Origin of the sequence: Marinobacter sp. LQ44, assembly GCF_001447155.2 — a bacterium.
GTDB lineage: Bacteria > Pseudomonadota > Gammaproteobacteria > Pseudomonadales > Oleiphilaceae > Marinobacter.
This window is the reverse complement of record NZ_CP014754.1, coordinates 2,667,044-2,692,912: the sequence shown is the minus strand read 5'-3', so window position 1 is coordinate 2,692,912 and position 25,869 is coordinate 2,667,044. Positions and strand designations below refer to the sequence as shown.

The window sequence follows — 25,869 nt, the reverse complement described above, 5'->3', positions numbered from 1 at the left end:
ATCGATTGTCCAGGCAGTTACACCTCAAAAACACTAACGAACAAGGAGTTCCCCTATGGAAGACCTCTTCAGTGCCGACGGGCAGGCTACCCAATGGATGGATCAGGCAGTCGCCCTGACCATAGCCTATGCCCCCAAGGTGTTGCTGGCCATCATAACCCTGATCGTGGGTATGTGGCTGATCAACCGTTTTGTTTCGGTTCTTGACAAGAAACTGGGCCAAAAAGACCCCACCCTGAACAAATTCCTGTGCGGCCTGATTGGCGCCGTGCTCAAGATCATGCTGCTGATTTCGGTCGCCTCCATGATCGGCATTGCGACCACGTCGTTCATCGCGGTTATCGGTGCCGCCGGTCTGGCCATTGGCCTGGCGCTGCAAGGCAGCCTGGCGAACTTTGCCGGTGGTGTACTGATCCTGATCTTCAAGCCCTTCAAGGTGGGCGACACCATTGAAGCCCAGGGCTACCTTGGCGCCGTGGCGGAAATCCAGATTCTCTACACCGTGGTAAACACCTTCGACAACCGCCGTATCGTCATCCCTAATGGCAGCCTGTCCAACGCAACGCTGGTTAACGTCAGCATCTATGACAAACGCCGCTGCGACATGACCTTCGGCATTCACTATGACGACGACATCGACAAGGCCAAAGCCATTCTTCAACGCCTGTTTGACGAAGATGAGCGCTCGCTGAAAGACCCGGCACCGCGAATTTGTGTTGGCGCCCTCGGTGACAGCTCTGTCGACCTCATGTTCCGTGCCTGGGTGGCCACTGACGACCTCTGGCCGTACTACTGGGACATGCAAGAGAAGGTGAAAAAGGCCTTTGACGCAGAAGGTATCACCATTCCGTTCCCTCAGCGCGATGTACACATGTACAAGGCCGAATGACGCGAACGGTTACACACACATACAGATGGATACTCGCAAACAGCTCAACCTGGGCTAAGCTGACGGTAAGAAGGGGCACCCGCCCCTCTTGCCATCGGGGCCAGGCCCGGGAAGGCGGATGGCTCCACAACACCGACCATGCTGTCAGGAGGTTGTGACTATGCCGGTGAAGCAGTTAACAGAGTTCCTGGACGAGGCAGGTGTGGAATACATGTGCCTCTCCCATCCCCCTGCCTTCACGGCCCAGCAGCTGGCTCATCACGTCAAGATTGCCGGCGACCGGGTTGTTAAAACCGTCATCATCGAACTCGATGGCAAAATGGCCATGCTGGTGATGCCCGCTACCTGGCGGGTGCGCTGGGATCGACTCTCCCGAGTGCTGGACACCGATTTCGTGGATCTTGCCGACGAACAGGAATTCCAGGACCGATTTCCCGAGTGCGAGGTGGGCGCCATGCCACCGTTCGGCAACCTGTTCGGCATGACGGTCTATTGCGCCGAAGTGCTGACGGAGCAGCCGGAACTGGCCTTCGCCGCCGGCACCCACACCGAATCCATTCACATGAAAACCGCAGATTTCCTGCAACTGGTCCACCCCATGGTGATCAACCAGGGCTTCACCCGACCAGGCGCCCAGAAACCGGCCTGGCTGAGGAAAGGCCGTCAACGGCCGGAAACCACTGAGGAAATGACCGTCTCCAGACTCGCAGGGTACTGAAACCCGGCGGATTGATCCCGGTCGCTTGTCTGGCCCGTGGCATCGCGTAAACTGATGCCATCAGACAGGAACCGGATATGACCCAAGCATTTGACATCATCATCGTTGGCGCCGGCATGGTCGGCGCCGCCCTTGCCAATGGCCTTGGCCAGCAGGGCATCACGGTCGGCCTGATTGACAAGGCCGAGCCCTCGGACTTTGACGCGGATGCCAGCCCCGATATCCGGGTATCAGCGCTCAGTGCCGGCAGCGAGCGCTATCTGCAAAGCCTGGGCGCCTGGCGCCGCATTCAGGCCATGCGCGCCACACCCTATCGCCGCCTGGCGGTGTGGGACGAGACCCCGCACCCACTCAGCCGTCTGCTGCCCGGCTCGTTGACCGAAGTGGAATTCAGTGCGGCCGATCTCGGCGCAAGCCATCTGGGCCATACCGTCGAAAACAGCATCACCCAGAACGCCCTGTGGCAAACCTTACAGGACGAGCCCAACGTCACGCTGATTACCGGCCAGGGGCTCAAGGCACTGTCACAGAATGCCGAGCGTGCAACGATCACCCTGGACGATGGTACAGAACTGAGCGCCCAACTGATTGTCGGGGCCGACGGCGCCATGTCCAGAGTGCGGGAACTGGCCGGCATTGGCGTGACCCGTGACCAGTACGAACAACAAGCCATGGTGATGTCGGTCCGCTACCTGGGCCAGCCCGAGGACATTACCTGGCAGGGCTTTTACCCCAGCGGCCCCAGAGCCTTCCTGCCGTTACACAATGCAGGTGAGCAACACCCCGGCGAAACCTGGGGATCACTGGTGTGGTACGACAGCCCAGCCCGCCTTGCCGAACTGAAGGCCATGGACAACAGCACCCTGATGGCGGAAATTCAAAGGGCTTTCCCGGCGCGCCTGCCGCCGCTGACCCACATCGACGCCAAAGCCAGCTTCCCCATCGCCCGACAGCACGCCAGGCACTATTTCCAGAACCGCGTGGTGCTGGCCGGCGACTCCGCCCACACCATCAACCCCCTGGCCGGCCAGGGGGTAAATCTCGGCTTTCAGGACGCCCAATGCCTACAGGGCCTGCTGAAAGAAGCTCGCCGCAGCGGCGATGACCTGGCCGGTGAACGCTGGTTGGCACTTTATGAAAAGCAACGCCGACCCGCCAACCGCCGCATGATGCTGGCCATGGACCTGTTCTACCACCTGTTCAGCAACACCATCCCGCCAGTACACCTGGCTCGCAACCTGGGCCTGGGCGCCGTCCGCGCTTTGCCCTTCGCCCGCAACGGTGTAGCTCGCTACGCCATGGGCCTGGATGAAGAGCTGCCGGCGGTGGTCAGGCAGATTACTTCCCGGATTCCGGGTCTGAATCAGCTTTAACACCGAACAATAACCCCAAGGACAATCGAAAAGGAGCCACCATGTCAGAGACGATTTTCACCAAGATCATCAACCGGGAAATCCCCGCCGACATTCTCTACGAGGATGACCTCGCCCTGGCGTTCAGCGACATCAATCCTCAGGCACCGGTGCATTTCCTGGTTATCCCCAAGAAAGCCATCGCCACGATCAACGACATCACCGAGGATGATCGGGAAGTGGTGGGGCATCTGTATGTGGTGGCAGCGAAGATTGCCAAAGAGAAAGGGTTTGCCGACGATGGCTATCGGGTTGTCATGAACTGCGGGGAAAATTCGGGGCAGACAGTGTTCCATATCCACCTGCACGTTCTTGCCGGCAAACCGCTGGGCTGGCCGCCTTATACTGACAAGATGAAGCAGGCCTGAGTTTTTACCTGTTCCAGGGCTTTGGAGTAAGCAAGCGGGCTGGTATGGCTGTTTGGGACACGCTCAAGGCATCCATGCTCGCTTAGCTTTGGCCATCCATGGCCAAAGATAGTCCCAAACAGCCATACCAGCCCGCGTGCCCGAAGCTTGAGAGGCAGGCTGACAGACTAAAACACGATTTTGGTGAAAACAGCTCTGGAGTCAGGTCGGCCGATGTGCCGTAGTGCCTTCCGGGACCATCTTTGGCCAGGGATGGCCAAAGCTGAGCGACCAGGGACGGCTCGAGCGTGTCCCGGAAGGCACTGCGGCATAGCGGCCCGCCCCCGCAGCCCTCCCGCAAAGCCCGAGCAAAATTACCGGCCAACCACCTTCTCAGCTTCTTCCACGGGCGTATGGCGAACATCCTCGCCTTTGACCATGAAGATGACGTTCTCGGCAATGTTACAGGCGTGATCACCCACCCGCTCCAATGCCCGCAGAACCCACATCACCGACATACAGCGTGAAATGTTGCGGGTATCTTCCATCATGAACGTCAGCAACGTACGAGCCGCTGCCTGATACTCCTCATCTACCCGCTTGTCTTCCTTCATCACCCGCAGCGCCTGCTCCGAATCCAGACGCGCAAACGCATCCAGCGCATCGTGCAGCATGCTCAGCACATGCGTGGTAATGTGGCGAATTTCAACATATCCTCGGGGCGCCTGACCTTCCTCGGACAGCTTGATGGCCATCTTGGCGATCTTCTTGGCCTCATCGCCAACCCGCTCAAGGTCCGCCACCATCTTGATCACCGCAATCACCAACCGCAAATCCCGAGCCGTGGGCTGGCGGCGGGCGATGATCAGCGTGGCCTCTTCATCCAGATCCACTTCCATCCGGTCAACCTTCTTGTCTCCCGCACGGACGTCTTCGGCCTGGTGACCATCACCGTCTACCAGCGCCTGAACCGCACGCTCAACCTGGCTTTCAACCAGTCCACCCATGTTAAGAAACTGGGTTTTCAGCTCGGTCAGTTCGTTGTTGAACTTGTGGGAAATGTGATCCCCGTATACATCGTCCTTTTTATTCGGCATATCTGATATCTCCAGTGTTCCCCGGTGCCCTTAACCAAAGCGGCCAGTAATGTAGGATTCCGTCAGCTCGTGCTCCGGCGAGGTGAATACCTTGTCAGTCTCATTTACCTCCACCAGGTGGCCCAGATGGAAATAGGCTGTACGGTTAGAAACCCGGGCTGCCTGCTGCATGGAGTGGGTCACAATCACGATGGTGTAACTCTCCGACATCTCGGCAATCAGCTCTTCCACTTTCGCGGTGGCGATCGGGTCCAGAGCCGAGCATGGCTCGTCCATCAGGATCACTTCCGGACTAACAGCAATGGCCCGGGCGATACACAGGCGCTGCTGCTGGCCGCCGGACATACCGGTGGCCGTGGCACCCAGGCGATCTTTCACCTCATCCCAAAGACCGGCTTTGCGCAGGCTGTTTTCAACAATCTCATCAAGATCGGATTTTCGGTTGGCAAGACCGTGAATTCGAGGGCCGTAGGCCACATTGTCATAGATCGACTTGGGGAACGGGTTCGGCTTCTGGAACACCATGCCCACCCGGGCTCGCAGCTCAACGACGTCCCGTTTCGGGTCGTAGATATCGTGCTCGTCGATCATCAACTGACCTTTGACCCGGCAGATATCAATGCTGTCGTTCATCCGGTTCAGGCACCGCAGAAAGGTCGATTTGCCGCAGCCGGAGGGCCCGATAAAGGCAATGACTTCATTACGGCCAATGTCCAGGCTGACGTTCTTTATAGCCCGATCCTGACCATAAAACACTTCCACATTACGCAGCTTGAACTTGGGGTCATCAGCGTAGGGGATCCCAACGGTCGCACCTTCTTCAATGACCGTTTCCGCTGGCCGCTCGTCTTTTACCGGGACAATGGTCTCTTCCGGCATGTCCGCCTCACTCGTGATTGTCGGATTCATGGTATTCATTAGTACTCTCCTTACCACCGGCGCTCAAGACGTTTACGCAGCCAAATGGCCAGTGCATTCATACTGATCATGAAGGTCAGCAGGATCATGATGCCCGCTGACGCCAATTCGATAAAACCCTGTTCCGCGCTGCTGGCCCACAGATAGATCTGTACCGGCAGTACCGTGGCGGAGCTGAAGAAGCCGTCCGGAATTTCCACGATAAATGCGACCATCCCGATCAGCAGCAACGGGGCGGTTTCACCCAACGCCTGCGCCATACCGATGATGGAGCCGGTCATCATGCCTGGCATCGCCAGGGGTACCACGTGGTGCATCACCACCTGCATTTTGGAGGCACCGATGCCCTCAGCTGCCTCGCGAATGGAGGGCGGCACACTCTTGATGGCGGCGCGGCTGGAGATGATGATGGTAGGCAATGTCATCAGTGCAATGACCAGACCGCCCACCACGGGAACCGAACGCGGCATGCCAAACAACCCGATAAACACCGCCAGGCCCAGAAGACCAAAGATGATAGATGGCACCGCCGCCAGGTTGTTGATGTTCACCTCGATAAAATCAGTGAACTTGTTCTGTGGCGCGAACTCCTCAAGGTAGACTGCCGCAGCAACGCCAACCGGGAAAGCGATCACCAGGGTCACCGCCATGGTCAGCAGAGACCCGACGATGGCACCAAGGATACCGGCATTGGATGGCTCGCGGGAGTCACCAGACTGGAAGAACACATCGTTGAAGGCTGTTTCTATGACGCCTTGCTCCAACAGGTAATCGACCCACTCGATCTGCTGATCTGACAGTCGCACGCTGTAACTCGGGTTATCGGCATGCTTCACATACACCGACACCCGATCATGGGCCAGAAAGGTCATAGTCTGAGTAGTGCCAAGCAGCTCTGGCTGGCTGCGGAGCAAGTCTCGGATCTGATTCGCACCATAGCTACCCACCAAACGGCTCAACTCGCGCTGGGCCGCTCGGTCTTCCACACCCGGAATCAACTCACCAAGCGCATTGATGATCGGTGCGTTGAAATCCGCCATAGAGATCTGGTCAGCATCGGTGGGGTCATCCAGATACATGGCCTCACCATTCAATTGAACATCCAGGGTGATCGTGGTTTTAATAAAACCGGTGTAACCCTTGCCAATGATATCGGCAAACAGGATCACCAATGCCGACAAAGCGATCGCAATGGCGGCCATGCCATAGGCCCGGAACCGCCGTTCCTTGCGATACCGACGTTTCAGGGACTGGCGGACAATCTCCGCCTGGGAGCGTTGATCAGTCATACTGTTCCCTATATTTGCGCACAATCTTCAGGGCAATCACATTCAGAATCAGGGTGACCACGAACAGCATCATGCCCAGGGCAAAGGCTGCCAGGGTCTTGGCGCTGTCGAATTCCTGGTCGCCGGTCAGCAGGGTGACGATCTGTACGGTGACGGTGGTGACAGAATCCAGCGGGTTGGCGGTCAGATTGGCTGCCAGGCCGGCGGCCATCACCACAATCATGGTTTCCCCGATGGCCCTGGATGCAGCCAGCAGTATGCCGCCCATGATGCCAGGCAAGGCGGCCGGGAAAATCACGAGTTTCATGGTTTCAGACTGGGTTGCCCCAAGGGCCAATGAGCCGTCACGCAAGGTTTGCGGAACCGCATTGATCACGTCATCAGACAGTGACGACACGAAGGGGATAATCATCACGCCCATCACCAGCCCTGCCGCAAGAGCGCTCTGGGAGGAGGCGTTAAGGCCAACCGTTTCCGCCAGATCACGAATGAACGGGGCCACCGTCAGGGCGGCGAAAAAGCCGTAAACGACGGTCGGGATACCCGCCAGCATTTCCAGCAAAGGCTTGATAACAGAGCGCGCCTTTTTACCGGCGTATTCGGAGAGGTACACCGCTGACAACAAACCGACCGGTACCGCCACCAACAAGGCGATGGCCGAGATCAACAGGGTGCCGGTAAACAGCGGGATCATGCCAAACGAGCCATCTGCACCCACCTGGTCCGCACGCAAGGCGGTTTGTGGACTCCAGTTGGCACCCAAGAAAAAGTCCCAGAACGACACCATGCCGAAGAACCGGACAGTCTCGAATATTACCGAGAAGATAATCCCCGCCGTGGTCATCACGGCAACGGCGGCGCACACAAAGAAAATCCGGCGCAGGGTTGTCTCCACACTCTCACGGGCATTCACGTGAGGAGCAACCCGGAACCAGGCCACTACGGCGCCCAGCACGGCGATCAACAGCACCATGATGGTCATGAAATTCTTGCTCTGGGAGCGCAATGTCTCCAGCAAAGCGGCGGCACCGGCAATGTGCTCCGGTACAAAGTCTGGATTCAGTTTGCCCGCCGCGACATTACCGATCTGGGACAGCACCAGGCTGGCCTCCCCGACAGACTCTGGTATCGCTTCCGGCGGGAGCGACGCAATTACAATGCCCTGAATCACCCGGCCTTCAAAACCGGCCCATAATCCAAGGGTGATTAAGGCTGGAATACCACACCACAAGGCGGCACGGGCCGCGTAGTAAAACGGCAGGGATTTGAGGTTTCGGATACCACCGAGGGGTTCTGCCACCGCTCGCGATCGCATATAGGCGAGCATGTAAGCCACCACTGCAAGCACCAGAACGATTGGCAACAAATTAGCCGATTGCATAACTGTCTCTTTCCTGGAAGGGTTTCTCGCTGGCTTATCGTGCCAGCAAAGCCCAAAGGATATTTACTTTAATGCAACAAGGGAACGCAGCCTTAAGGCCGCGCTCCCTCGCATTACAGACCATCCCTGGTCTCCGGCTTAGCGAGCCTTACAGCTCGTTACCGGTCATGGTTTTCAGGGCCTTGACATCCTTGGCCACCTGCATGCGCACATCACGCGGGTTCGGGATCAGACCTACGTCTACCAGATAGCCGTTATCGCCCCAAGCACCTTCGCTGGTGAACTCGTTAACATATTCCTGGATGCCGGGAACCACACCCACGTGGGCTTTCTTCACGTAGAAGAACATGGAACGGGCAACCGGATAGCTGTCATCACCGATGGTTTCTTGGGTGGGTGCAACGCCATCAATGTTGGCAACTTGCAGCTGGTTGCGGTTCTCTTCGTAGAAACTGAAGCCGAATACACCGTAAATACCATTATCACGCATCAGCCGCTGCACGATCAGATTGTCGTTTTCACCGGCTTCGATGAAGGCACCGTCTTCACGCATGTTGTGGCAGATGGCGCGCATGTCGCCCTTGCTCTTGGACTTGATCCAGTCGTACTTCTTACAGCCACCTTCCATTGCGATTTCCACGAAGGCGTCACGGGTACCGGAAGTCGGAGGCGGGCCCATTACGCTGATGGCGATGTTGGGCAGATCAGAGCTGATGTCGCTCCAGTTCTTGTACGGGTTCGGCACCAGGTTTTCGCCGCCATCCGGGTTCGGAACGTCTTTGGCCAGGGCCAGGAACAGCTGCTGCAGAGACAGGTTCAGTTCAGGAGCATCGTTGCCAGCGGCAATTACAATGCCATCACTGCCAATGCGCACTTCGGTGATGTCCTTCACGCCGTTGTTCTGGCAGTCCTGGAATTCGCTGGTCTTCATGCGACGGGAAGCGTTGGTGATGTCCGGGTGCTGGGTACCGATACCGGCACAGAACAGCTTCAGACCACCGCCGGAGCCGGTAGACTCAAGCTTCGGGGTCGGGAAGTCGGTGTTACGGCCAAAACGCTCGGCAACCACAGTGGCGAACGGGTAAACCGTGGAAGAACCCACGATGTTTACGGTATCACGGGCCATGGCCGGGGTAGATACCACCGCAATGCTGCCAGCCAGGGCAACAGAGGCAAGAGCTGCTTTCAGTTTCATCACGTTGAGTCTCCAATATCGGTGGACGTTGTGTATGTATCTGCTTTACCGATGAGTGCATCCTAAGGAGTGTCTGTGACAACTTTGTTACAGCATTTGAAATATAGACGTCATTGTTCAAATTTTCTTGCAGCACGCCGCCAGCCCGTTACCATGCAGGGAAAACAACTCATAAGTATCTACAGGCGACGCCCATGACTGCATACGATGACGACAAACCCAAACCCCGCGGGGAACTCACCCTGCAAGTGGTGCCCCTGCCCTCAGACACCAACCCCAACGGCGATGTGTTCGCCGGGTGGCTGGTGAAACAGATGGACATAGCCGCCGCTACCATGGCCGGGCGTATTTCCCAGGGGCGCAATGCCACCGTGGCCATGGACCGGATGGAATTTCTCTCACCTTTACGGGTGGGTTCCCAGGTGGGCTGTTATTGCGAGCTGGTGGATATTGGCCGCAGCTCGATGAAAATCAATGTGGAGGTGTGGACCCTCGATCGCGCCTCGAAAACCCCGCGCAAGGTCACAGAAGGCCTGTTCGTGTACGTGGCCATTGATGAACATGGCCGCATCCGGGAAGTCCCGGACCAGAGCCACTGATGTTCCGCTGATGGCTCAGGGCTGGAACAGGCGCACCTCGAGTCCGCCCACTTTCCCGCCCTTTGCCAGCAACCATTCGACGGTTTCATGGGCACACTCGGCGCCAGATCCTGCGCTTCCTGCACCGAGCCCGAGGCCAGCAGGGCAAAACCGGCACCCCGGGCGCTCATGACATCCGAATGGTCACAGAAGATCGACAAGTCGTGGGTGGCCAGCAATCAGGTCATCCAGCAGGGCCCGGTAACGCCCCGCCAACCGAGACGCCCGCCAGGCATCAGGGGAATTAGAAGCGGGTTTATCCACCATGATCTGTTCCAGGCAGTTAACCGCCGCCCTGGCTTCCGCTTCCGGCCTCGATTCATCACTCCGGTAACGGCAAGGCTCGGGCACATATTCCCGGTACGCCAGCCGGTCCGGCACCAGGGCCACACAGCCCGACGCCATGGCTTCCAGCACCGCCAGACCCTGGAAGTCGTGCAAGGCTGTGGACAAAACAATGTCTGCCTCGCGCAGCAACCGGTCGTACCCATCACGACTTTCCACATAGCCCCAGTGTTTGATGTGACCGGCAAATTGCTGGTGGATCTGGTCGAATGCCTCCGGGTAACGGCGGAAGCCCTCCCCCACCACACTCAAATGAAAGGGCATGGACCGGCCCTCCAGCGCCTGCAAAAACGCCAGCAAGCGATCCGGCCCTTTATCGTATTCCCAGCGATGGTTCCAGAGCAGGTGTGGGCACCGCCAGTTCAAGGCGCGCCCCTGGTCGACAAACAGGCGGTCTTCAATCGGCACCGGCAGCACCCGGGATTTCTCAGTTAATGCCTGCACCACCCCCGGCGGCACCGCATCGGGCATTTTGTTCAGTAAGGCGTCAACGCCCCGCAAGAAACTGTCACGGTTCCAGGCGCTGTTGAACGCCACCGCGTCTGCCGCCAGCGCACTATATAGATTCACCATCTGCGGCTCCAGCCGACCCTGCTGCTGTTCGCTCACCGGAAAGGCAAACTGGTTTTCATGCATGTAGAGCAGGCAGGGAGTGGTTGCCAGCTGGGGATGCAGGCCCCGCAGGGTGGCCAGATCCACCATGGACGTGGCGACTATCAGGTCCCAGGGTTGTGACAGGCATGGCTCGGCCAGCCAGCTTACCGGGTTACCGCGAATGCGCCACTGGAAGAACCGGGGAGGAAGCGTCAGGGTCTGCCAGTGATAGTCGGGACACATCGCCACCAGCTGGTTCCGCCAGCGCTGGTGGCTCGCGGCGTCGTAGGCGGATAACAGAAGAATTCGCGGGGTCATGGCGGTCCGTAACAGATGGGGCGGCTGGAATCGGGCTATTGTATCAGGCTGGCGCCTTGCCTCGGCCCAGCGACAGCAATCCGAACACCGGGCCCGGCAGCAACAGTAACGCCACCCACACACCCCAGGGGCTCCAGAGCCCGCTGGTGATCCAGATAGCCGGCAGCGTCAGACCAAACCCGACGGCATTCATCACCGCCAGTGAGGAACCAACCGTTTCTTTCGGTGCGGTAGCCGCCGCCAGAGCCGAGAACTGGGGCGAATCCGCCACCACGGCAATGCCCCAGATCATCAGTAACGCGATCAGCAGTGTTGGCGACAGGCCGTTCAACCAGGGGTACAGCAGGCACAGCGCCCCGGAGACCATCAGCGCCCGCCGCGCCACCCACTCACTGCCCCGGGTTCGACTGAGCCGGCCACCGCCGATACAGCCGGCCGCGCCGATACCGATGACCGCGAACGATAGCCAGGGCACCAGCGCCTCACCCTGCCCCAGGCGGTTTAACTCCCGGGCGATCAGTAACGGCACCAGAGTCCAGAACGCATAGAGCTCCCACATGTGGCCAAAGTAACCGCCGGCCACCGCCCGGAACCTTGAAATTCGCAGGGCTGCCAGGCCCTGAGTGATGGGTAGCCCACCCTTGGCTTTGGGCAGGTGCGGGCCATCGCCGAGCAGGAATACCAGCAATCCGCCCACGATCGCCAGAACCGACGCCGCCAGCAATGGCCACTCCCACGGCAGACCCAGGGTGGCACCCCGCATCAAATGAGGCAGCGCAGTGCCCAACGTGAGCATGCCCACCAACCACGCCAAAGCAGCGCCCGCGTGCTTGGGCGTCCAGGCAATCACCAGCTTCATGCCCAGAGGGTAGATACCAGCCAGGCACAGACCAGTGGCGAATCGCAACAGACTATCCACCGGAAACACCCCAGCAACCAGGACAAAACCGGCATTGGCCAGGGCGCCCAGGACGCTGGAGACCAGAAAAATCCGACTGGCGCCAAAACGGTCGGCCAGCCCGGTAACCGCCAGGGTCAGCGTACCGACAATAAATCCGGCCTGAACCGACAGGGTAAGCCGCCCCAGATCCGATTCCGCCAGCCCCAGCTCACCAGCCAGGGATAACCAGACCCCATTAATACTGAACCAGAGGGACGTGCCAAACAGTTGTGCCAGCACAATCACCGGAAGGGGATAACTTCGAAGTACTCCGATCATACTGTTATCTTTTTTACCGATGGTGCCTGCAGCCTAGCTCGCCCACCAATGGCCTGCCCATACTACTTTGGTGCCCGGTAGCCCCGGCTCACCAGGGCAGTTCCTCACCGTTGCTGTGCCAGAACGAACCGGAGTTCTCCAGGTTCAGGTTGGCAATACGCTCGGCCAGCCCTTTGGCGGACTCTTCCGGAGTGATCAAACCACCAAAATTCACCATTCGGGTCTTCACATAACCGGGATGTAACTGAGCCACCGCAATGCCCCGCGGTTTCAGGTCCACGGCCAGTGATTTGCCAAAAGCGTTGAGGGCCGCCTTGGAGGCACGATAGCCGTAGCGGCCGCCGGAGTCGTTGTCAGCAATGGAACCCATGCGGCTGGTGATGTTGGCGATCTTGCCGCCTTCACGGATTTGCGGCACCAGGGCTTCGGTGACCCTGAGGGGTGCGTAGGCGTTGATTTCCATCTGGGTGCGGATGGAATCGAAATCGATACTGCCCAGCTGTTCATCCTGCAACAGCCCGGCGTTGTTGATCAGCAGGCTGATGGACTTGCCCGCAAGGCCGGTTTTGAGCGCGTCAATACCGGCATCGGTGGTGACATCCACCCCATCAATCACCTGATTCGCAACCTTAGCCAGCTCGTCCGAGGACTGCCGGCATACGCCGATCACCTCACAGCCCTCCCGCGCGTAATGCCGGGCCAGTTCCAGGCCAATGCCACGGTTGGCACCGGTAATCACAACCACTTGGGGTTCAGACATAACACCTCCCTTTTACACGGTTTGTTCAGCCCTATTGGCAGGGTCTGCCGAATCTGTAATGGTTACACCATTGCACACCATCTTGCCAGTAACCCACCGCAGAGTATCGGCGCCCATGAACATTCGAACCCTCACCGCTGTCACACTCACCCTGGCGCTGGCCTCATCACCGGCAGCGGCAGACATCGGTTTGTCACCGTTTGCCGGTTATCGCATGGGTGGCTCGGTGGATATCGAGACGGCCGGCGCCAGCACCGATGACCAGATCCGCTTTCGCGATTCCGTCAGCCATGGGCTGGTGGTCAACTTCGACCTGCCGGAAGCCGGCAAACAGGGCGAGCTCTACTTTGGCCGACAAAGCACCTCGGCTAGGCTGGACAACGGGTTATTCGCACCGGGCACCCGGTCCATCGACCTGACCATCTACCAGCTGCAGTTTGGCGGGCTCTACTTTCCGGGCGGTAAAACCTATGGCGGGTTTGTCTCCGGCGTGCTGGGCGTTACCCGGCTAGAGCCGGACGATTCCAGTTACGACACCCACCACCGAGCCGCCCTGTCGCTCGGCGGCGGCTACCAGTTTTTCCTGAGTGAACAATTGCGCCTGCGACTGGACCTGCGGGGTGTCTACACCGCCCTGGATTCCGGTGGCTCGGTGTTCTGCTCCGGGGGATGTGAGCTCAAGTTCCGCAGCAGCGGATACCTGCAGGTAGAAGCCAGTGCTGGCCTGGTGGTACGTTTTTAGTACCCGCTCAGGCCATCACCTGTCGCCGCTCAGGCAGCAGCATTGATAGCGAAGCCGCCATAGCAACCAGCCCCGCCGAAATCCACAAACAGGCCTCCAACCCATACACCTGATACACCCAACCGGACAGGATGGTACCTAACAACCGGCCGGCAGCGTTGGACATGTAATAGAACCCCACATCCAGCGACACGCCGTCGCCCCGGGCGTAGCTGACGATCAGGTAGCTGTGCAGGGAGGAGTTGATGGCAAACAGCACGCCGAACAGCAACAAGCCCCCGACAATGACCACCTGTTGCGACCAGCCCGCCATCAGGCCACTGGCAATGGCTGCCGGAATAAGCGCCAGAAACGCCGCCCAGAGTACCGCCGGTTTCTTGCCTTCCATATTGCCGGTAATCCTGGGGGCTATGGTCTGGATAAAGCCATAGCCGATGATCCAGCTGGCCATAAAGCCGCCCACTTTCCAGTGGTCCCAGCCAAATACGGTGTGCAGGTACACCGGCAACGCCACCACAAACCACACATCCCGGGCACCAAACAGGAACATCCGCGCGGCAGACAGCACGTTAATCGCCCGGCTCTTGGACAGAATATCGGTGAACTTGGGCTTGGCCTTGCTCTTGCCCAGCTCCTGTTTAAGCAGGAACAGGCTGGCCAGCCATACCAGCCCCAGAGCCACCGCCATGATCACCACGGCACCTGTAAAGCCGGCCGCCATTAGCAGCACGCCACCCAGGAAGAAACCTACCCCTTTAAGGGTGTTCTTGGAGCCGGTGAGAATGGCCACCCACTTGTACAAGGTGCCCTGTTGCTCATCCGGCACCAGCAATTTGATGCCGCTCTTGGCGGACATCTTGTTGAGGTCTTTGGCGATACCAGACAGCGCCTGGGCAACCATCACCCAGACGACCGTCAACATGGTCGACGGTACCGCCAGCATGGCCAGCGCCACAATCTGCAGGAACAGCCCGATGTTCATGGTACGGTTCAGGCCCATACGGGCCCCCAGATAACCGCCCACCAGGTTGGTTACCACCCCGAAGAACTCGTAGAAGATGAACAACAGGGCAATTTCCAGGGGTGAATAACCCAGCTGGTGGAAATGCAGTACCACCAGCATCCGCAGGGCTCCATCCGTGAGAGTGAAGGCCCAGTAGTTGCCGGTGATGACCAGGTACTGGCGAATGGCGGCATTCATATCAGGCCAGGCCCACCTTGCGCGCCAGCTCGGCGGTACGGTTGGCATAACCCCACTCGTTGTCGTACCAGGCGTAGATCTTCACCTGGGTGCCGTTGATAACCAACGTGGACAGCGCATCAACGATGGATGAACGGGGATCGGTTTTGTAATCGATGGACACCAGTGGACGCTCTTCATAGCCCAGAATGTCTTTCAGCTCGCCCTCGGCGGCTTCTTTCAGCAGCCTGTTAACCGTCTCCACGTCCGTGGGCTTTTCCACTTCGAAAACACAGTCGGTCAGTGACGCGTTGGTGAGCGGAATCCGCACCGCGTGGCCGTCCAGCCGGCCCTTGAGCTCCGGAAAGATCTCGATAATCGCGGTCGCAGAACCGGTACTGGTGGGAATCAGTGAACTGCCACAGGCCCGGGCCCGGCGCAGATCCTTGTGGGGCGCATCGATGATGGTCTGGGTGTTGGTCAGGCTGTGAATGGTGGTGATGGACCCGTGCTTGATGCCCAGTTTCTCATGGATCACTTTGACCACCGGGGCCAGGCAGTTGGTGGTGCAAGAGGCCGCGGTGATAATCCGATCGGTGGCCGGGTCGAAGATGTGTTCGTTCACCCCCATCACAATGTTCTTGGCGCCCGCTTCCTTTACCGGCGCGGTGACGACCACCCGCTTCACCCCCTGGTCCAGGTAGGCCTGCAAAACCTCGACTTTCTTGTTCACGCCGCTGGCTTCAATCACCAGATCACAGCCCGACCAGTCGGTGTCCGAAATGGCCCGGTTTCGGGTAACGCGCAGGCGCTGTCCTTCAATCACCATGTCGTCGCCATCGGCACTGGCTTCATGGCTCCAGCGGCCATGGATACTGTCGAAATTCAGCAGGTGCGCGAGGCTTGCCGCACCTGCTCCCGGGTCATTGATGGCAACGAACTCCAGTTCCGGCCAGTCCCAGGCAGCCCGCAGCGCCAGCCGGCCAATGCGTCCAAATCCGTTAATACCTACTTTGATCTTGCTCATCGTGATCTCCTTGCGACGTTCGCAATCCGTGTATTTATGAAATGATCAGGGGCACTGCACAACAGGCCGGTCTGCCATCGCCTGCAATTGCGCCAGGGGGCGCTCAATCAATGCCCTGTTACTCTGAGCGGTCTCATCCAGCACCCGCGCCACCCAGGCCGGTAGCCGGGGGTTAAGGTAATAATAGACCCATTGGCCACGACGCTCGGTTTCCAGAAGCCCGGCATCCCGCAGGCTCGCCAGGTGACGGCTGACTTTGGGTTGCGACACCTCGAAGGCTTCGGTCAGCTCACATACGCACAGTTTTTCCTGATCCTTGATCAGTAACAGGGCGGCCAGGCGCAGGTCGTCGGCCATGGCCTTGAAGATCGCAACCGGGCTGTAGTCGGCGGGTTTCAGGCCGGTTTCTTTCTGGTGCACCAGGGTAAAGAGGCCAAGGCGCTCCTTCAGCTCTTTCAACGTCAGGGCAAACGTAGCGTGGCGGTTGGTCTCTGCCGGGTCCGGAAAGTCCCAGGCAATCTGCTGCGCACCCTGGCAAGCGGCGGTGCATTCCCGGGCGGCTTTTTCACACAGGGTGATCACGTAATCCCAGTACTGACCCTTCAGCTCGGCCAGCTGTTTGCTATACAGCCCTTCGGTGGCAATACCGGCCTCGGACAATACCTGCAGCGCCAGCGGATGCGGCTCTGTGGGCTGGGTGCCGGCGCTGGCCACTTCAAACTGATCTCCGGCCATGTGCCGCAGCAAGGCCTCTGCCATGATGGAACGGGCACTGTTTGCGGTACAGATAAACAGAACTCGGCGCTTCATATCCACACCCCCAAATATACGTTTTTTCGAATATCTAATTTTATGCATAATAGTGTGACAAGATGATGTCGTAAAGGACGAAACCGGAATCATGAAACCCCAGTCAGCCCAGCACGGCACGACCGCAGCGACTATCTGACCGATCGTTATTCCGAGCGCAGGGAAAGTGCAGAACAATTGTCCAAGCGCGTGAACCAACGTTCCATTTAAGGAAGTGCTATGAGCAGTAACGAACTGGCCGCGGAAGCCTCATCCAGCGGCATGGGGATTTTCGGGCGCTATCTGTCTGTCTGGGTAGCCCTGGCGATTATTGCCGGCGTAGCGCTGGGCCAACTGGCGCCCTCCGTGCCGGAAACCCTGTCCCGGTTTGAATACGCACAGGTATCCATCCCCATCGCTATCCTGATCTGGGCAATGATCTTCCCAATGATGGCCCAAATTGATTTCAGCGCCATTGTCGGGGTGCGCAAAGAGCCCAAGGGGCTGGCCATCACCACTACGGTGAACTGGCTGATCAAGCCTTTCACCATGTTTGCCATCGCCTGGTTCTTCCTGATAGTGGTGTTCGAGCCATTCATTGCCCCCGAGCTGGCGAGCGAATACCTGGCCGGCGCTATCCTGCTGGGTGCCGCACCCTGCACCGCCATGGTGTTTGTCTGGAGTTACCTGACCCGTGGTGACGCCGCCTACACCCTGGTGCAAGTGTCCCTGAACGACATCATCATGCTGTTTGCCTTTGCGCCAATTGTCGTGTTCCTGCTGGGTATTTCTGACATCCAGGTGCCTTGGGATACAGTCATTCTCTCAGTCGTGTTGTACATCGTGATTCCGCTCACCGCCGGCTACCTGACCCGCCGAACCCTGATCGCACGCCAAGGCCAGCGCTGGTACGACGAGGTGTTCATGAAACGGCTCGGCCCGGTGACTCCGGCGGCCCTGATCGTCACACTGGTACTGCTGTTCGCGTTCCAGGGAGAGGTTATTCTGGAAAACCCGCTGCACATTGCCCTGATTGCCGTGCCGCTGATCATCCAGACCGTGCTGATCTTCTTTATTGCCTACGGCTGGGCAAAATTGTGGAAGGTACGCCACTGTATTGCTGCACCCGGCGCCATGATCGGTGCCAGCAACTTCTTTGAACTGGCGGTGGCCGCCGCCATAGCGCTGTTCGGCTTGCAGTCCGGCGCAGCGCTGGCCACGGTGGTTGGTGTGCTGGTGGAAGTACCGCTGATGCTCATGCTGGTGCGCATTGCCAACAAGACCCGAGGCCACTTTCCTGCCTGATCGAACGGAAACCTGCCCGCGCGACGCCTGTCCTGCGGGTAATCTCAACTGCCTGTTCAGCCCCGCCCGCGCCTGATACTATCGCCCGCTGGTAAACCGGGAGGGGCTTCTCCCAGCAGACGGACAGGACAACATGGATTTTTTTCAGGCATTATTCCTCGGCCTTCTCCAAGGCTTGACCGAGTTTCTTCCGATCTCCAGCTCCGGCCACCTGATCCTTGTACCCGCCTTTTTTGACTGGACCGACCAGGGCGTTGGCTTCGACTTGTCCGTCCACGTGGGTACGCTGCTGGCCGTGGTGATCTACTTTCGCCGGGACGTGTTCAGCATCACCCGGGACGGCCTGCTCTCCCTGAGCCAGCGACGGATGATTGGCCAGGGCAACCTGGCGTGGTTTCTGGTAATCGGCACCATCCCCGCGGGTCTGGCTGGCCTGGCCCTGCTGGACATGATCGACAACGAATTGCGGGCGGTGGAGGTGATGTTCTTCACCACCCTGATTTTCGGCTTGCTGTTGGGCTGGGCTGACTGGCGTCCCAACAAGGGGCGCACGATGGACTCCCTGACCTGGAAAGACGCCGTTCTGGTCGGCTGCGCCCAGGCCCTGGCCCTGATTCCCGGCACTTCCCGTTCCGGCGCCACCATCACTGCTGGCCTGTTCCTGGGCCTGTCCCGGGAGACGGCGTCCCGGTTCTCGTTTTTACTCGCGATTCCAATTATCACGCTGGCGTCTGCGGTTAAATTGCTGGATGTGGCTTCATCGGATGTGATTGTCGACTGGAGCGGTTTTCTGGTGGGTGGTGTTACGTCGTTCATCACCGCCATTACCGCCATCCACTTCTTCCTGAAGTGGTTGAACAAGGTAGGCATGTGGCCCTATGTTCTCTACCGCATCGCATTGGCGGGTGTGATTTACGCGGTTCTGATGTAACGGCGGCCAACACATTGCTGGGGCGCAGGGTTGGGTAGGCCTTTCCAAAACTGTGCGGAGCCATGGATGGCGGAGCCCAAGCGTCACATGGATGTGCCGAAGGAGCGTGTTTTGGAAAGGCCTACCCAACCCTGTGCGACACTCCTGAACTAGCAGGCTTCCAACGGAGCATAAGCCAACACCAGCCACTTGGCCCCCTCATCAAAGTTCACCTGCACGCGAGTATGGTGCCCGGTCCCCTCGGAGTTCATCACGATGCCCTCACCAAACTTCGGATGACGAACGCGCTGGCCGAGGCTGAAACCGGACTGCTGGGCCGAATCCTGGCTGAACATGCTCTCATTCGGACGACCGACCATCGCCGGGCGCGTCACCGTATTGCGCAACCGCACTTCCTGCAGGCAATCCGCCGGAATCTCCCGCACAAACCGCGACAACGCATGGAACTTCTCCTGCCCGTACAAACGGCGGGATTCCGCGTAAGTAAGCACCAGCTTTTTCATCGCCCGGGTAATGCCCACATAGGCCAGCCGCCGCTCCTCTTCCATGCGCCCCGGTTCTTCCAGTGACATACTGTGGGGGAACAAACCTTCCTCAACACCCGCCAGGAACACCAGCGGGAATTCCAGGCCCTTGGCAGAGTGCAGAGTCATCAACTGCACGCTGTCTTCATGGGCATCGGCCTGGGCTTCGCCCGCATCCAGCGCGGCCTGGGCGATGAATTCCGCCAGCGGATCGACACCGTCTTCCACCTCGAAATCCGACAGCGCGTTCACCAGTTCTTCCAGGTTCTCTACCCTCGCCTGGCCCTTCTCGCCTTTTTCGCTGGCGTGGTAGTCCTTCAGGCCACTGGCTTCGATGGCCTGTTTCATCAGGCCCTGCAATGACGCCTCACCAACCATTTCAGACAAGCCGTTGATGATCTCCATAAACGACTGCAAACCGGTTTTCGCCCGGCCTTTGACCTGGCCCGCCGCCAGTAGGCGCTCGGCGGATTCCCACAGGGAAATGCCTTGCTCGGTGGCGTATTCCCGCAATTCCGCCAGGCTCTTGGCTCCGATGCCCCGGGTGGGAATGTTTACTACCCGTTCAAAGGCGGCGTCGTCCCGGTGGTACTGCACCAGGCGCAAGTACGCCAGGGCGTTGCGGATTTCCTGGCGATCATAGAAGCGCAGGCCGCCGTATACCCGGTAAGGAATACCCTGGCGCATCAGCGCCTCTTCCAGCACACGGGATTGCGCATTGGAGCGATACAGGATGGCGGATTCGCTGCGCAGATTGCCGTCGTTAACCCAGGCATTGATGGAATCGGCGATGTAGTTGGCTTCATCCTGCTCGTTGAACGCGGCGTACAGGCTGATGGGCTCGCCATCCGGGCCGTCGGTCCACAATTCCTTGCCCAAACGGCCCTGGTTGTTGGCGATCACCGAGTTGGCGGCCTTCAGGATCATCTGGGTGGATCGGTAGTTCTGCTCCAGTCTGACCAGCCGGGCATTGGGAAAGTCCCGCTGGTACTGCTGGATGTTCTCAATCTTGGCGCCACGCCAGCCGTAAATGGACTGGTCGTCATCACCCACCACGGTCAGCGGCACCCGGTTGCTGGCCAGCACCTGCAGCCAGGCGTATTGAATGGTGTTGGTGTCCTGGAACTCGTCCACCAGAATGTGCTGAAAACGCTGCTGGTAATGCTTCAACAATTCCGGGCGATGTAGCCACAACTCGTGGGAGCGCAACAGCAGCTCACCAAAATCCACCAAGCCGCCCTGCTGGCAGAGCTTTTCGTACTGGCGGTAAATCTTGAGCATGGTGCTGGCGAAATGGTCGCCCGGGTTTTCCTGGATGTGATCCGCGCGCAGGCCTTCGTCTTTCTGGCTGTTGATAAACCACTGGGCCTGCTTGGGCGGCCACTGGCTTTCATCAATCTGGAACTCCCGCATCACCCGCTTGACCATGCGCAGCTGGTCGTCACTGTCCAGCACCTGGAAATTCTCCGGCAGGCCGGCGTCTTTCCAGTGGGAACGCAACAGGCGGTGGGCAATGCCGTGAAAAGTACCGAACCATAACCCGCGGGAGGGAATATTCATCATCTCCTCGATGCGGTAACGCATTTCCTTGGCGGCCTTGTTGGTAAAGGTGACCGCCAGGATGCCGGTGGGCGGCACCCGGTCTACCGTCATCAGCCAGGCAATGCGGTGCACCAGCACCCGGGTTTTACCACTGCCCGCGCCAGCCAGTACCAGCAGGTGATCGTTCTGGGCGGTAACGGCCTCGCGCTGGGCGTCGTTCAGGGGGTCGATAATGTGGGAAACGTCCATAGCACCTGGCTTTTTACTGGTTAAATAAACAGGAGATGGAGTATAGCAGGAGAAAACGGGGATTTCTTTGCAAGCGGGGGCCCTCTAGGTGCGGGGCATCGCACAGGGGCAGGCACCTCTCTCCAGGACACGCTACAAGCACTTCCCTGTGCGCTTGACTGAGGCCATACATGGCCACAGACAGTCCTGGAGAGAGGTGCCTGCCCCTGCGCTCTCAGACTTTTGGTGAGGGCTTAGCCTTCGTGATCAGAAACCTCTGGGTACCGTCTGCGCCTCCACAAACTCGAACAGGCCTTCCAGACCACCTTCACGGCCAATACCGGAGGCTTTCATGCCACCAAAAGGCGCTTCCGGCGTGGGGCCGGTTCCAGTGTTCCAGCCAACGTGACCAAAGCGCAGGCCGGCGGCGACTCGCTGGGCACGCTCGGCATCGGCGGTGAACACGTAGGACGCCAGGCCGAACTCGGTGTCATTACCGGCATCAATGACTTCTTCCTCAGTGCGGAACAGAGCCATGGGCACCAGCGGGCCGAAGGTTTCTTCCTGGTAACAACACATATCCCGATTGACGCCCATAACCACGGTGGGCGGGAAAAACAGACCCTTGCCCAACTCCGCCGGCTGCTTGCCGGCCACCAGTTTGCCGCCTTTCTCCAGGGCATCTTCGAGGTGGCGTTTGACCTTGTCGAAACCGGCCTGGTTAACCAGCGGGCCAATGTCGACGCCGTCTTTCATGCCATCGCCAACGGTCATCTTGTTGACCCGCTCAGCCAGTTTCTGGCCAAACTCCTCCGCCACCTTTTCGTGCACGAAAATCCGGTTGGCACACACGCAGGTCTGGCCACCACCACGGAATTTGTTGGCGATCAGGTTGTCGGCGGCAGCGTCCAGGTCGGCGTCGTCGAATACGATGAACGGTGCATTACCGCCCAGCTCCAGTGCCAGTTTTTTCACCTGCTCCGCCGTATCGAGAATCAACCGGCGCCCCACTTCGGTGGAACCGGTAAAGCTGAGCATCGGCACGTCTTTGTGCTCGCACAGCACCTTGCCGATCATGCTGGCCTTGCCCATGACCAGATTGACCATGCCATCCGGCAACCCGAGCTTGTCCATCACGCTGAAGAAGGCCACCATCGTCAGCGGCGTTTCACTGGCCGGCTTGATCACAGACGGGCAGCCGGCCGCCAGGGCAGCCGAGAGCTTTTTGGCAATCATGCCAATGGGAAAATTCCAGGGTACAATCAGGCCGGTCACGCCAACGGGCCGGTAATGCACGGTCCAGGTGCAATCCTTGGGCTTCTCCGGGATGGTATGGGCATCCAGGGCGTTGACGTGTTTGGCGCAGTAATCGAAGAAACCCGCAGCGTAGTCCACCTCGCCCTGGGCTTCCTTCAACGGCTTGCCGTGCTCCATGCACAGGATTCGGCCAATTTCCTCGCGATGCTCTTTCAAACCATCGCGAATGTCTTCCAGCCACTTGCGCCGGGTTTCGATGGGCCAGGGGTTGGTGAGCCGGAGCGCAGACTTGCCTGCTTCGACGGCATCCAGCACATCCTGCTCTGACATGGACGGCACTTTGGCAATCACTTCGCCGGTGGCTGGATTGTACACATCAAAGGTGTTACCGCCGGCACTGTCGGCCCAGCGCCCACCGATGTAGCCTGTCAGGTTTTTCAGCAGTGGTGACTCGATCATTTCGGCTCCTCTTCAATAACCTGGGTGCGCCCGGGTGCGACGGGGCGCGGGTGTATTGGAACGTCTTTCATAGTGGATGCTGATCGCCGGCCTGTAAAGGCAGCGTGTAAAAAACGCGGCCGGCGATTCGTTGACCCCTCAGTGTCACTGCCTATACTCGGAAGAGTATTTCCAGACTCCCGAGGAGGCGGTTCAATGAAGGCATTTTTTCATCCGGCGCAGGATCTGCATATTCCCAAAACGTATTTCACCCGTGGTCAGATGCGTCAGCCTCAGGAGGTTCCCGACCGCACCAGCCAGATGCTGGAAGGCTTGAAGGCGATGGGGATTCCGGTTCTTCAGCCGGCCGATCAGGGCGCGGCGCCCATTTCGAAGGTGCACGACCTGGGCTACCTTCGTTTCCTGGAATCTGCCCATCGTCGATGGATGGAAAACGAGGACTGGGGCGATGAGGTGATGTCCAATATCTTCGTGCGCTCACCCAATGCCATGCGCGGCATACTGGCCGAGGCCGCCTGTTATCTGGCGGATGGCAGCTGCCCGATTGGCGAGAACACCTGGAAAGCGGCCTATTGGTCGGCCCAGACCGCCCTGGGCGCGGCGGATGCCCTGATTGCGGGTGAACGCACCTCCTATGCGGTGTGCCGCCCACCGGGCCACCATGCCCGAAAAGACGCAGCCGGGGGCTTCTGCTATCTGAATAATGCCGCCATTGCCGCTGAGCACATGAAAACCCGGTTCCCGCGTACCGTCATTCTGGATACCGACATGCACCACGGCCAGGGCATACAGGAGATTTTCTACGACCGCAGCGACGTGCTGTACATCTCCATTCACGGCGACCCCACCAACTTCTATCCGGTGGTCAGTGGTTTCGAGGATGAACGGGGCGAGGGCGAAGGTTACGGCTACAACATCAATATGCCGATGCCCCATGGCGCCAGCGAGGACGACTTCTTTGCCAAGGTTGAGGAGGCCCTGGCCGCAATCCGGCTGTACCAGCCCGATGCGCTGATCCTGACCCTGGGCTTTGATATCTACAAAAACGACCCGCAGGCCAAGGTCTCGGTAACATCCGAGGGCTTCTGCAGATTAAGCTCCCACATCCGCCAGCTGGGCCTACCGACGCTGGTGGTGCAGGAAGGCGGGTATGATCTGGACACCCTCAGCGAGAATGTCCAGCAGTTTTTCAAGGGCCTGGCGGGCTGAGTCAAACCGCAGGCGTGTAAACCTTCACATTGCCATGCCCTTCCGCCTTCAGGTGACCGGCGTGCATCCGGCTCATGGTGCCCCGGTCACAGTACAGCAGGTACTGGCGGTTGGCCGGCAGAACAGAAATCTGCTGGTTCAGTTCGTAGAACGGGATTTTCAGGATCTCGTTGTTGGTCAGTGTCAGTGGTGAACGTTCTTCCTCCGACGGGTGTCGCACGTCGATGATCACGTCTTCCACCGCAGGGGTCTGCACCAGCTCCACTTCTTCCGGGGTGGTGATGGTGTCCAGTAACTGGCTGACCATAGTACCCTGCTGATTGGCGATCGCCTGCGCCAGCACCTCCGGGTTCATGCTGGCTTCTTCTTCCTCAACCCGATGCAGCTTGGCGCGGGTCACCGGCTTGCTGGAAATAACCCCGCAGTACTCCGGCATGGTCCGGGCGAAGGGCTCGGTGCCAATTTCTTTGGCAATGCGGATGATTTCCTGCTTGTCCATGGCAATCAGCGGGCGTAACACCACCTCGTCACTGGCGCGGTCGACCACGTTCAGGTTGGTCAGGGTCTGGCTGGACACCTGGGCGACGGCATCGCCCATCACCAGACCGGTCGCAGTGTAGTCCCGGGCAATTTCCGCCGCGGCTTTGAGCATCTGGCGCTTCAGTACCACACCCCAATGCCGGTGATCCACTGACCGCATGATCTCGGCGACCACACCTTCAAAGGGTACCGAAATAAACTTCACGCCATGGGAGGCCCCATACCGCTGCCAAAGGTAATGCACCACCTGGCGCACACCCACTTCGTGGGCGGTGCCGCCCAGATTGAAGAACAGGAAGTGGCTGCGGATACCTCGGCGCATCATCAGGTAGGCAGCGACGGAAGAGTCGTAACCCCCAGACACCAGGGTCATTACCGTTTCCACGGTTCCCAGAGGGTAGCCCCCCAGGCCTTCGTGGCGGCGATGGGCGATATGGAACTGTTCCTCATTGAGCTCAATCCGCACTTCCAGGTCCGGATTCTTCAGGTCAACGCCCCGGGCATCGGAAGCCTGGAGCAATGCGGCACCCACCGAGCGTTCAAGATCAATGGACCGGAACGAATGACTGCCATGGCGCCGGGCCCGCACGGCAAAGGTTTTGCCCGCAAGGCGGTCTGCGTAGGCCTGCACCGCCTTTTCGCCGATATCCTCCATGTCGACAAAGGGGAAGACGCCGATTTCCTGGATGGTGGAAATCCCCGGTATACGGGTCAGCTCATCGATGACCGGGCCCTCAAGACTGCGGTCATCGGGCACCTCCACATCCACCCGGTCCCAACTGCCGTCCACCCGAATCTCAGGGTCCAGCCGGGACAGCAACTTACGAATATTCTGCCGCAACTGGCGCATTTGCTGCTGGCGAACGGGTTTACTCTTGATGGCCACTTCCGGGGCGGGACGAATAAGCAGTTTCATAAAAAAGTCTTTGATCGGAATAACGTCGGGTAGCGTAATAAGCAGAAAGGCCTTAGTGTACCCTTTTGCCAGAGTGGCTCAAAATCCGTCATTGCCGAAA

General features: G+C 58.9%; 23 protein-coding genes and 1 pseudogene. 10 read left to right on the top strand and 14 right to left on the bottom strand.

Going from position 1 to position 25,869, the window contains the following annotated elements; all coding sequences use genetic code 11:
• Positions 1-55: 55 nt before the first annotated feature.
• The 4 genes from ASQ50_RS12350 to ASQ50_RS12335 all read left to right on the top strand — a co-directional run bounded on the left by ASQ50_RS12350 (position 56) and on the right by ASQ50_RS12335 (position 3,387).
• A complete protein-coding gene (locus ASQ50_RS12350) occupies positions 56-889 on the top strand; it encodes a mechanosensitive ion channel family protein (RefSeq protein ID WP_058091554.1) in 834 nt (277 codons plus the stop codon).
• Between the two features lie 160 nt (positions 890-1,049).
• Positions 1,050-1,607, top strand: coding sequence for an aminoacyl-tRNA deacylase (locus ASQ50_RS12345; RefSeq protein ID WP_058091555.1), 558 nt, complete (start codon positions 1,050-1,052; stop codon positions 1,605-1,607).
• A 77-nt stretch (positions 1,608-1,684) separates the two neighbouring features.
• Positions 1,685-2,980 carry an FAD-dependent monooxygenase gene (locus tag ASQ50_RS12340; protein ID WP_058091556.1) on the top strand — a complete coding sequence of 432 codons (1,296 nt, stop codon included), beginning with the start codon at positions 1,685-1,687 and terminating at the stop codon, positions 2,978-2,980.
• 41 nt (positions 2,981-3,021) lie between these two features.
• The gene (locus ASQ50_RS12335; protein WP_058091557.1) at positions 3,022-3,387 is read left to right on the top strand and encodes a histidine triad nucleotide-binding protein; all 366 of its coding nucleotides are present in this window, start codon (positions 3,022-3,024) and stop codon (positions 3,385-3,387) included.
• Positions 3,388-3,740: 353 nt separating this feature from the next.
• On the opposite strand, the gene phoU is transcribed toward ASQ50_RS12335, so the two are convergent.
• The 5 genes from phoU to ASQ50_RS12310 all read right to left on the bottom strand — a co-directional run bounded on the left by phoU (position 3,741) and on the right by ASQ50_RS12310 (position 9,249).
• On the bottom strand, positions 3,741-4,463 hold the full coding sequence (gene phoU / locus ASQ50_RS12330) for a phosphate signaling complex protein PhoU (protein ID WP_058091558.1): 723 nt from the start codon (positions 4,461-4,463) through the stop codon (positions 3,741-3,743).
• A gap of 30 nt (positions 4,464-4,493) precedes the next feature.
• Entirely contained in the window at positions 4,494-5,381 is an 888-nt protein-coding gene (gene pstB / locus ASQ50_RS12325; RefSeq protein WP_058091559.1) for a phosphate ABC transporter ATP-binding protein PstB, read from the bottom strand.
• Between the two features lie 11 nt (positions 5,382-5,392).
• Positions 5,393-6,670, bottom strand: a complete 1,278-nt coding sequence (gene pstA, locus ASQ50_RS12320) for a phosphate ABC transporter permease PstA (RefSeq protein WP_058091560.1) — start codon at positions 6,668-6,670, stop codon at positions 5,393-5,395.
• A complete protein-coding gene (gene pstC, locus ASQ50_RS12315; RefSeq protein WP_058091561.1) occupies positions 6,663-8,051 on the bottom strand; it encodes a phosphate ABC transporter permease subunit PstC in 1,389 nt (462 codons plus the stop codon). Before pstC ends, pstA begins: the two co-directional genes overlap by 8 nt.
• Before the next feature lie 148 nt (positions 8,052-8,199).
• A complete protein-coding gene (locus tag ASQ50_RS12310) occupies positions 8,200-9,249 on the bottom strand; it encodes a substrate-binding domain-containing protein (protein ID WP_058091562.1) in 1,050 nt (349 codons plus the stop codon).
• A gap of 191 nt (positions 9,250-9,440) precedes the next feature.
• Here ASQ50_RS12310 and ASQ50_RS12305 point away from each other — a divergent pair, with 191 nt between their 5' ends.
• A complete protein-coding gene (locus tag ASQ50_RS12305) occupies positions 9,441-9,845 on the top strand; it encodes an acyl-CoA thioesterase (protein ID WP_058091563.1) in 405 nt (134 codons plus the stop codon).
• Positions 9,846-10,028: 183 nt separating this feature from the next.
• On the opposite strand, the gene ASQ50_RS12300 is transcribed toward ASQ50_RS12305, so the two are convergent.
• From ASQ50_RS12300 to ASQ50_RS12290, 3 genes are all read right to left on the bottom strand, one after another.
• Complete coding sequence (locus tag ASQ50_RS12300; RefSeq protein ID WP_058091564.1) at positions 10,029-11,141, bottom strand: DUF3524 domain-containing protein; 1,113 nt, start codon at positions 11,139-11,141, stop codon at positions 10,029-10,031.
• A gap of 43 nt (positions 11,142-11,184) precedes the next feature.
• The gene (locus tag ASQ50_RS12295; protein WP_058091565.1) at positions 11,185-12,360 is read right to left on the bottom strand and encodes an MFS transporter; all 1,176 of its coding nucleotides are present in this window, start codon (positions 12,358-12,360) and stop codon (positions 11,185-11,187) included.
• A gap of 88 nt (positions 12,361-12,448) precedes the next feature.
• Positions 12,449-13,120 (bottom strand): SDR family oxidoreductase, encoded by a 672-nt coding sequence (locus ASQ50_RS12290; protein ID WP_058091566.1) that lies wholly within the window; start codon positions 13,118-13,120, stop codon positions 12,449-12,451.
• A gap of 115 nt (positions 13,121-13,235) precedes the next feature.
• Here ASQ50_RS12290 and ASQ50_RS12285 point away from each other — a divergent pair, with 115 nt between their 5' ends.
• Positions 13,236-13,862, top strand: a complete 627-nt coding sequence (locus ASQ50_RS12285) for an outer membrane beta-barrel protein (protein WP_058091567.1) — start codon at positions 13,236-13,238, stop codon at positions 13,860-13,862.
• A 7-nt stretch (positions 13,863-13,869) separates the two neighbouring features.
• Here ASQ50_RS12285 and arsJ read toward each other — a convergent pair whose 3' ends face one another.
• The 3 genes from arsJ to ASQ50_RS12270 are packed head-to-tail and all read right to left on the bottom strand — an operon-like array spanning position 13,870 to position 16,879.
• Positions 13,870-15,063, bottom strand: coding sequence for an organoarsenical effux MFS transporter ArsJ (arsJ, locus tag ASQ50_RS12280; RefSeq protein WP_058091568.1), 1,194 nt, complete (start codon positions 15,061-15,063; stop codon positions 13,870-13,872).
• A gap of 1 nt (position 15,064) precedes the next feature.
• Entirely contained in the window at positions 15,065-16,069 is a 1,005-nt protein-coding gene (locus ASQ50_RS12275; protein ID WP_058091569.1) for an ArsJ-associated glyceraldehyde-3-phosphate dehydrogenase, read from the bottom strand.
• A 45-nt stretch (positions 16,070-16,114) separates the two neighbouring features.
• A complete protein-coding gene (locus ASQ50_RS12270; protein WP_058091570.1) occupies positions 16,115-16,879 on the bottom strand; it encodes a metalloregulator ArsR/SmtB family transcription factor in 765 nt (254 codons plus the stop codon).
• A gap of 120 nt (positions 16,880-16,999) precedes the next feature.
• On the opposite strand from ASQ50_RS12270, the pseudogene ASQ50_RS21445 reads away from it, so the two are divergent.
• The 3 genes and pseudogenes from ASQ50_RS21445 to ASQ50_RS12260 form a co-directional block, all read left to right on the top strand.
• Positions 17,000-17,089 (top strand): annotated as a pseudogene (locus tag ASQ50_RS21445) (arsenical resistance protein ArsH); the annotation flags it as partial.
• Positions 17,090-17,098: 9 nt separating this feature from the next.
• Positions 17,099-18,163 (top strand): ACR3 family arsenite efflux transporter, encoded by a 1,065-nt coding sequence (gene arsB / locus ASQ50_RS12265; protein WP_058091571.1) that lies wholly within the window; start codon positions 17,099-17,101, stop codon positions 18,161-18,163.
• Positions 18,164-18,296: 133 nt separating this feature from the next.
• On the top strand, positions 18,297-19,094 hold the full coding sequence (locus ASQ50_RS12260; RefSeq protein ID WP_058091572.1) for an undecaprenyl-diphosphate phosphatase: 798 nt from the start codon (positions 18,297-18,299) through the stop codon (positions 19,092-19,094).
• Between the two features lie 149 nt (positions 19,095-19,243).
• On the opposite strand, the gene uvrD is transcribed toward ASQ50_RS12260, so the two are convergent.
• Positions 19,244-21,409: a DNA helicase II gene (gene uvrD / locus ASQ50_RS12255; protein ID WP_058091573.1), complete on the bottom strand. Its 2,166-nt coding sequence runs from the start codon at positions 21,407-21,409 to the stop codon at positions 19,244-19,246.
• Positions 21,410-21,655: 246 nt separating this feature from the next.
• The gene (locus ASQ50_RS12250) at positions 21,656-23,104 is read right to left on the bottom strand and encodes an NAD-dependent succinate-semialdehyde dehydrogenase (RefSeq protein ID WP_058091574.1); all 1,449 of its coding nucleotides are present in this window, start codon (positions 23,102-23,104) and stop codon (positions 21,656-21,658) included.
• Positions 23,105-23,299: 195 nt separating this feature from the next.
• Here ASQ50_RS12250 and ASQ50_RS12245 point away from each other — a divergent pair, with 195 nt between their 5' ends.
• Entirely contained in the window at positions 23,300-24,313 is a 1,014-nt protein-coding gene (locus ASQ50_RS12245) for a histone deacetylase family protein (protein WP_058091575.1), read from the top strand.
• A gap of 1 nt (position 24,314) precedes the next feature.
• Here the strand turns inward: ASQ50_RS12245 and thiI are convergent, their stop codons facing one another.
• Entirely contained in the window at positions 24,315-25,769 is a 1,455-nt protein-coding gene (thiI, locus tag ASQ50_RS12240; protein ID WP_058091576.1) for a tRNA uracil 4-sulfurtransferase ThiI, read from the bottom strand.
• Between the last annotated feature and the right edge of the window lie 100 nt (positions 25,770-25,869).

What these genes read in the sequence shown, in the direction of transcription:
- ASQ50_RS12350 (WP_058091554.1), top strand. Translation starts at nt 56, where the DNA reads ATGGAAGACCTCTTCAGTGCCGACGGGCAGGCTACCCAATGGATGGAT.
- ASQ50_RS12345 (WP_058091555.1), top strand. Translation starts at nt 1,050, where the DNA reads ATGCCGGTGAAGCAGTTAACAGAGTTCCTGGACGAGGCAGGTGTGGAA.
- ASQ50_RS12340 (WP_058091556.1), top strand. Translation starts at nt 1,685, where the DNA reads ATGACCCAAGCATTTGACATCATCATCGTTGGCGCCGGCATGGTCGGC.
- ASQ50_RS12335 (WP_058091557.1), top strand. Translation starts at nt 3,022, where the DNA reads ATGTCAGAGACGATTTTCACCAAGATCATCAACCGGGAAATCCCCGCC.
- phoU (WP_058091558.1), bottom strand. Translation starts at nt 4,463, where the DNA reads ATGCCGAATAAAAAGGACGATGTATACGGGGATCACATTTCCCACAAG.
- pstB (WP_058091559.1), bottom strand. Translation starts at nt 5,381, where the DNA reads ATGAATACCATGAATCCGACAATCACGAGTGAGGCGGACATGCCGGAA.
- pstA (WP_058091560.1), bottom strand. Translation starts at nt 6,670, where the DNA reads ATGACTGATCAACGCTCCCAGGCGGAGATTGTCCGCCAGTCCCTGAAA.
- pstC (WP_058091561.1), bottom strand. Translation starts at nt 8,051, where the DNA reads ATGCAATCGGCTAATTTGTTGCCAATCGTTCTGGTGCTTGCAGTGGTG.
- ASQ50_RS12305 (WP_058091563.1), top strand. Translation starts at nt 9,441, where the DNA reads ATGACTGCATACGATGACGACAAACCCAAACCCCGCGGGGAACTCACC.
- ASQ50_RS12300 (WP_058091564.1), bottom strand. Translation starts at nt 11,141, where the DNA reads ATGACCCCGCGAATTCTTCTGTTATCCGCCTACGACGCCGCGAGCCAC.
- ASQ50_RS12295 (WP_058091565.1), bottom strand. Translation starts at nt 12,360, where the DNA reads ATGATCGGAGTACTTCGAAGTTATCCCCTTCCGGTGATTGTGCTGGCA.
- ASQ50_RS12290 (WP_058091566.1), bottom strand. Translation starts at nt 13,120, where the DNA reads ATGTCTGAACCCCAAGTGGTTGTGATTACCGGTGCCAACCGTGGCATT.
- ASQ50_RS12285 (WP_058091567.1), top strand. Translation starts at nt 13,236, where the DNA reads ATGAACATTCGAACCCTCACCGCTGTCACACTCACCCTGGCGCTGGCC.
- arsJ (WP_058091568.1), bottom strand. Translation starts at nt 15,063, where the DNA reads ATGAATGCCGCCATTCGCCAGTACCTGGTCATCACCGGCAACTACTGG.
- ASQ50_RS12275 (WP_058091569.1), bottom strand. Translation starts at nt 16,069, where the DNA reads ATGAGCAAGATCAAAGTAGGTATTAACGGATTTGGACGCATTGGCCGG.
- ASQ50_RS12270 (WP_058091570.1), bottom strand. Translation starts at nt 16,879, where the DNA reads ATGAAGCGCCGAGTTCTGTTTATCTGTACCGCAAACAGTGCCCGTTCC.
- arsB (WP_058091571.1), top strand. Translation starts at nt 17,099, where the DNA reads ATGAGCAGTAACGAACTGGCCGCGGAAGCCTCATCCAGCGGCATGGGG.
- ASQ50_RS12260 (WP_058091572.1), top strand. Translation starts at nt 18,297, where the DNA reads ATGGATTTTTTTCAGGCATTATTCCTCGGCCTTCTCCAAGGCTTGACC.
- uvrD (WP_058091573.1), bottom strand. Translation starts at nt 21,409, where the DNA reads ATGGACGTTTCCCACATTATCGACCCCCTGAACGACGCCCAGCGCGAG.
- ASQ50_RS12250 (WP_058091574.1), bottom strand. Translation starts at nt 23,104, where the DNA reads ATGATCGAGTCACCACTGCTGAAAAACCTGACAGGCTACATCGGTGGG.
- ASQ50_RS12245 (WP_058091575.1), top strand. Translation starts at nt 23,300, where the DNA reads ATGAAGGCATTTTTTCATCCGGCGCAGGATCTGCATATTCCCAAAACG.
- thiI (WP_058091576.1), bottom strand. Translation starts at nt 25,769, where the DNA reads ATGAAACTGCTTATTCGTCCCGCCCCGGAAGTGGCCATCAAGAGTAAA.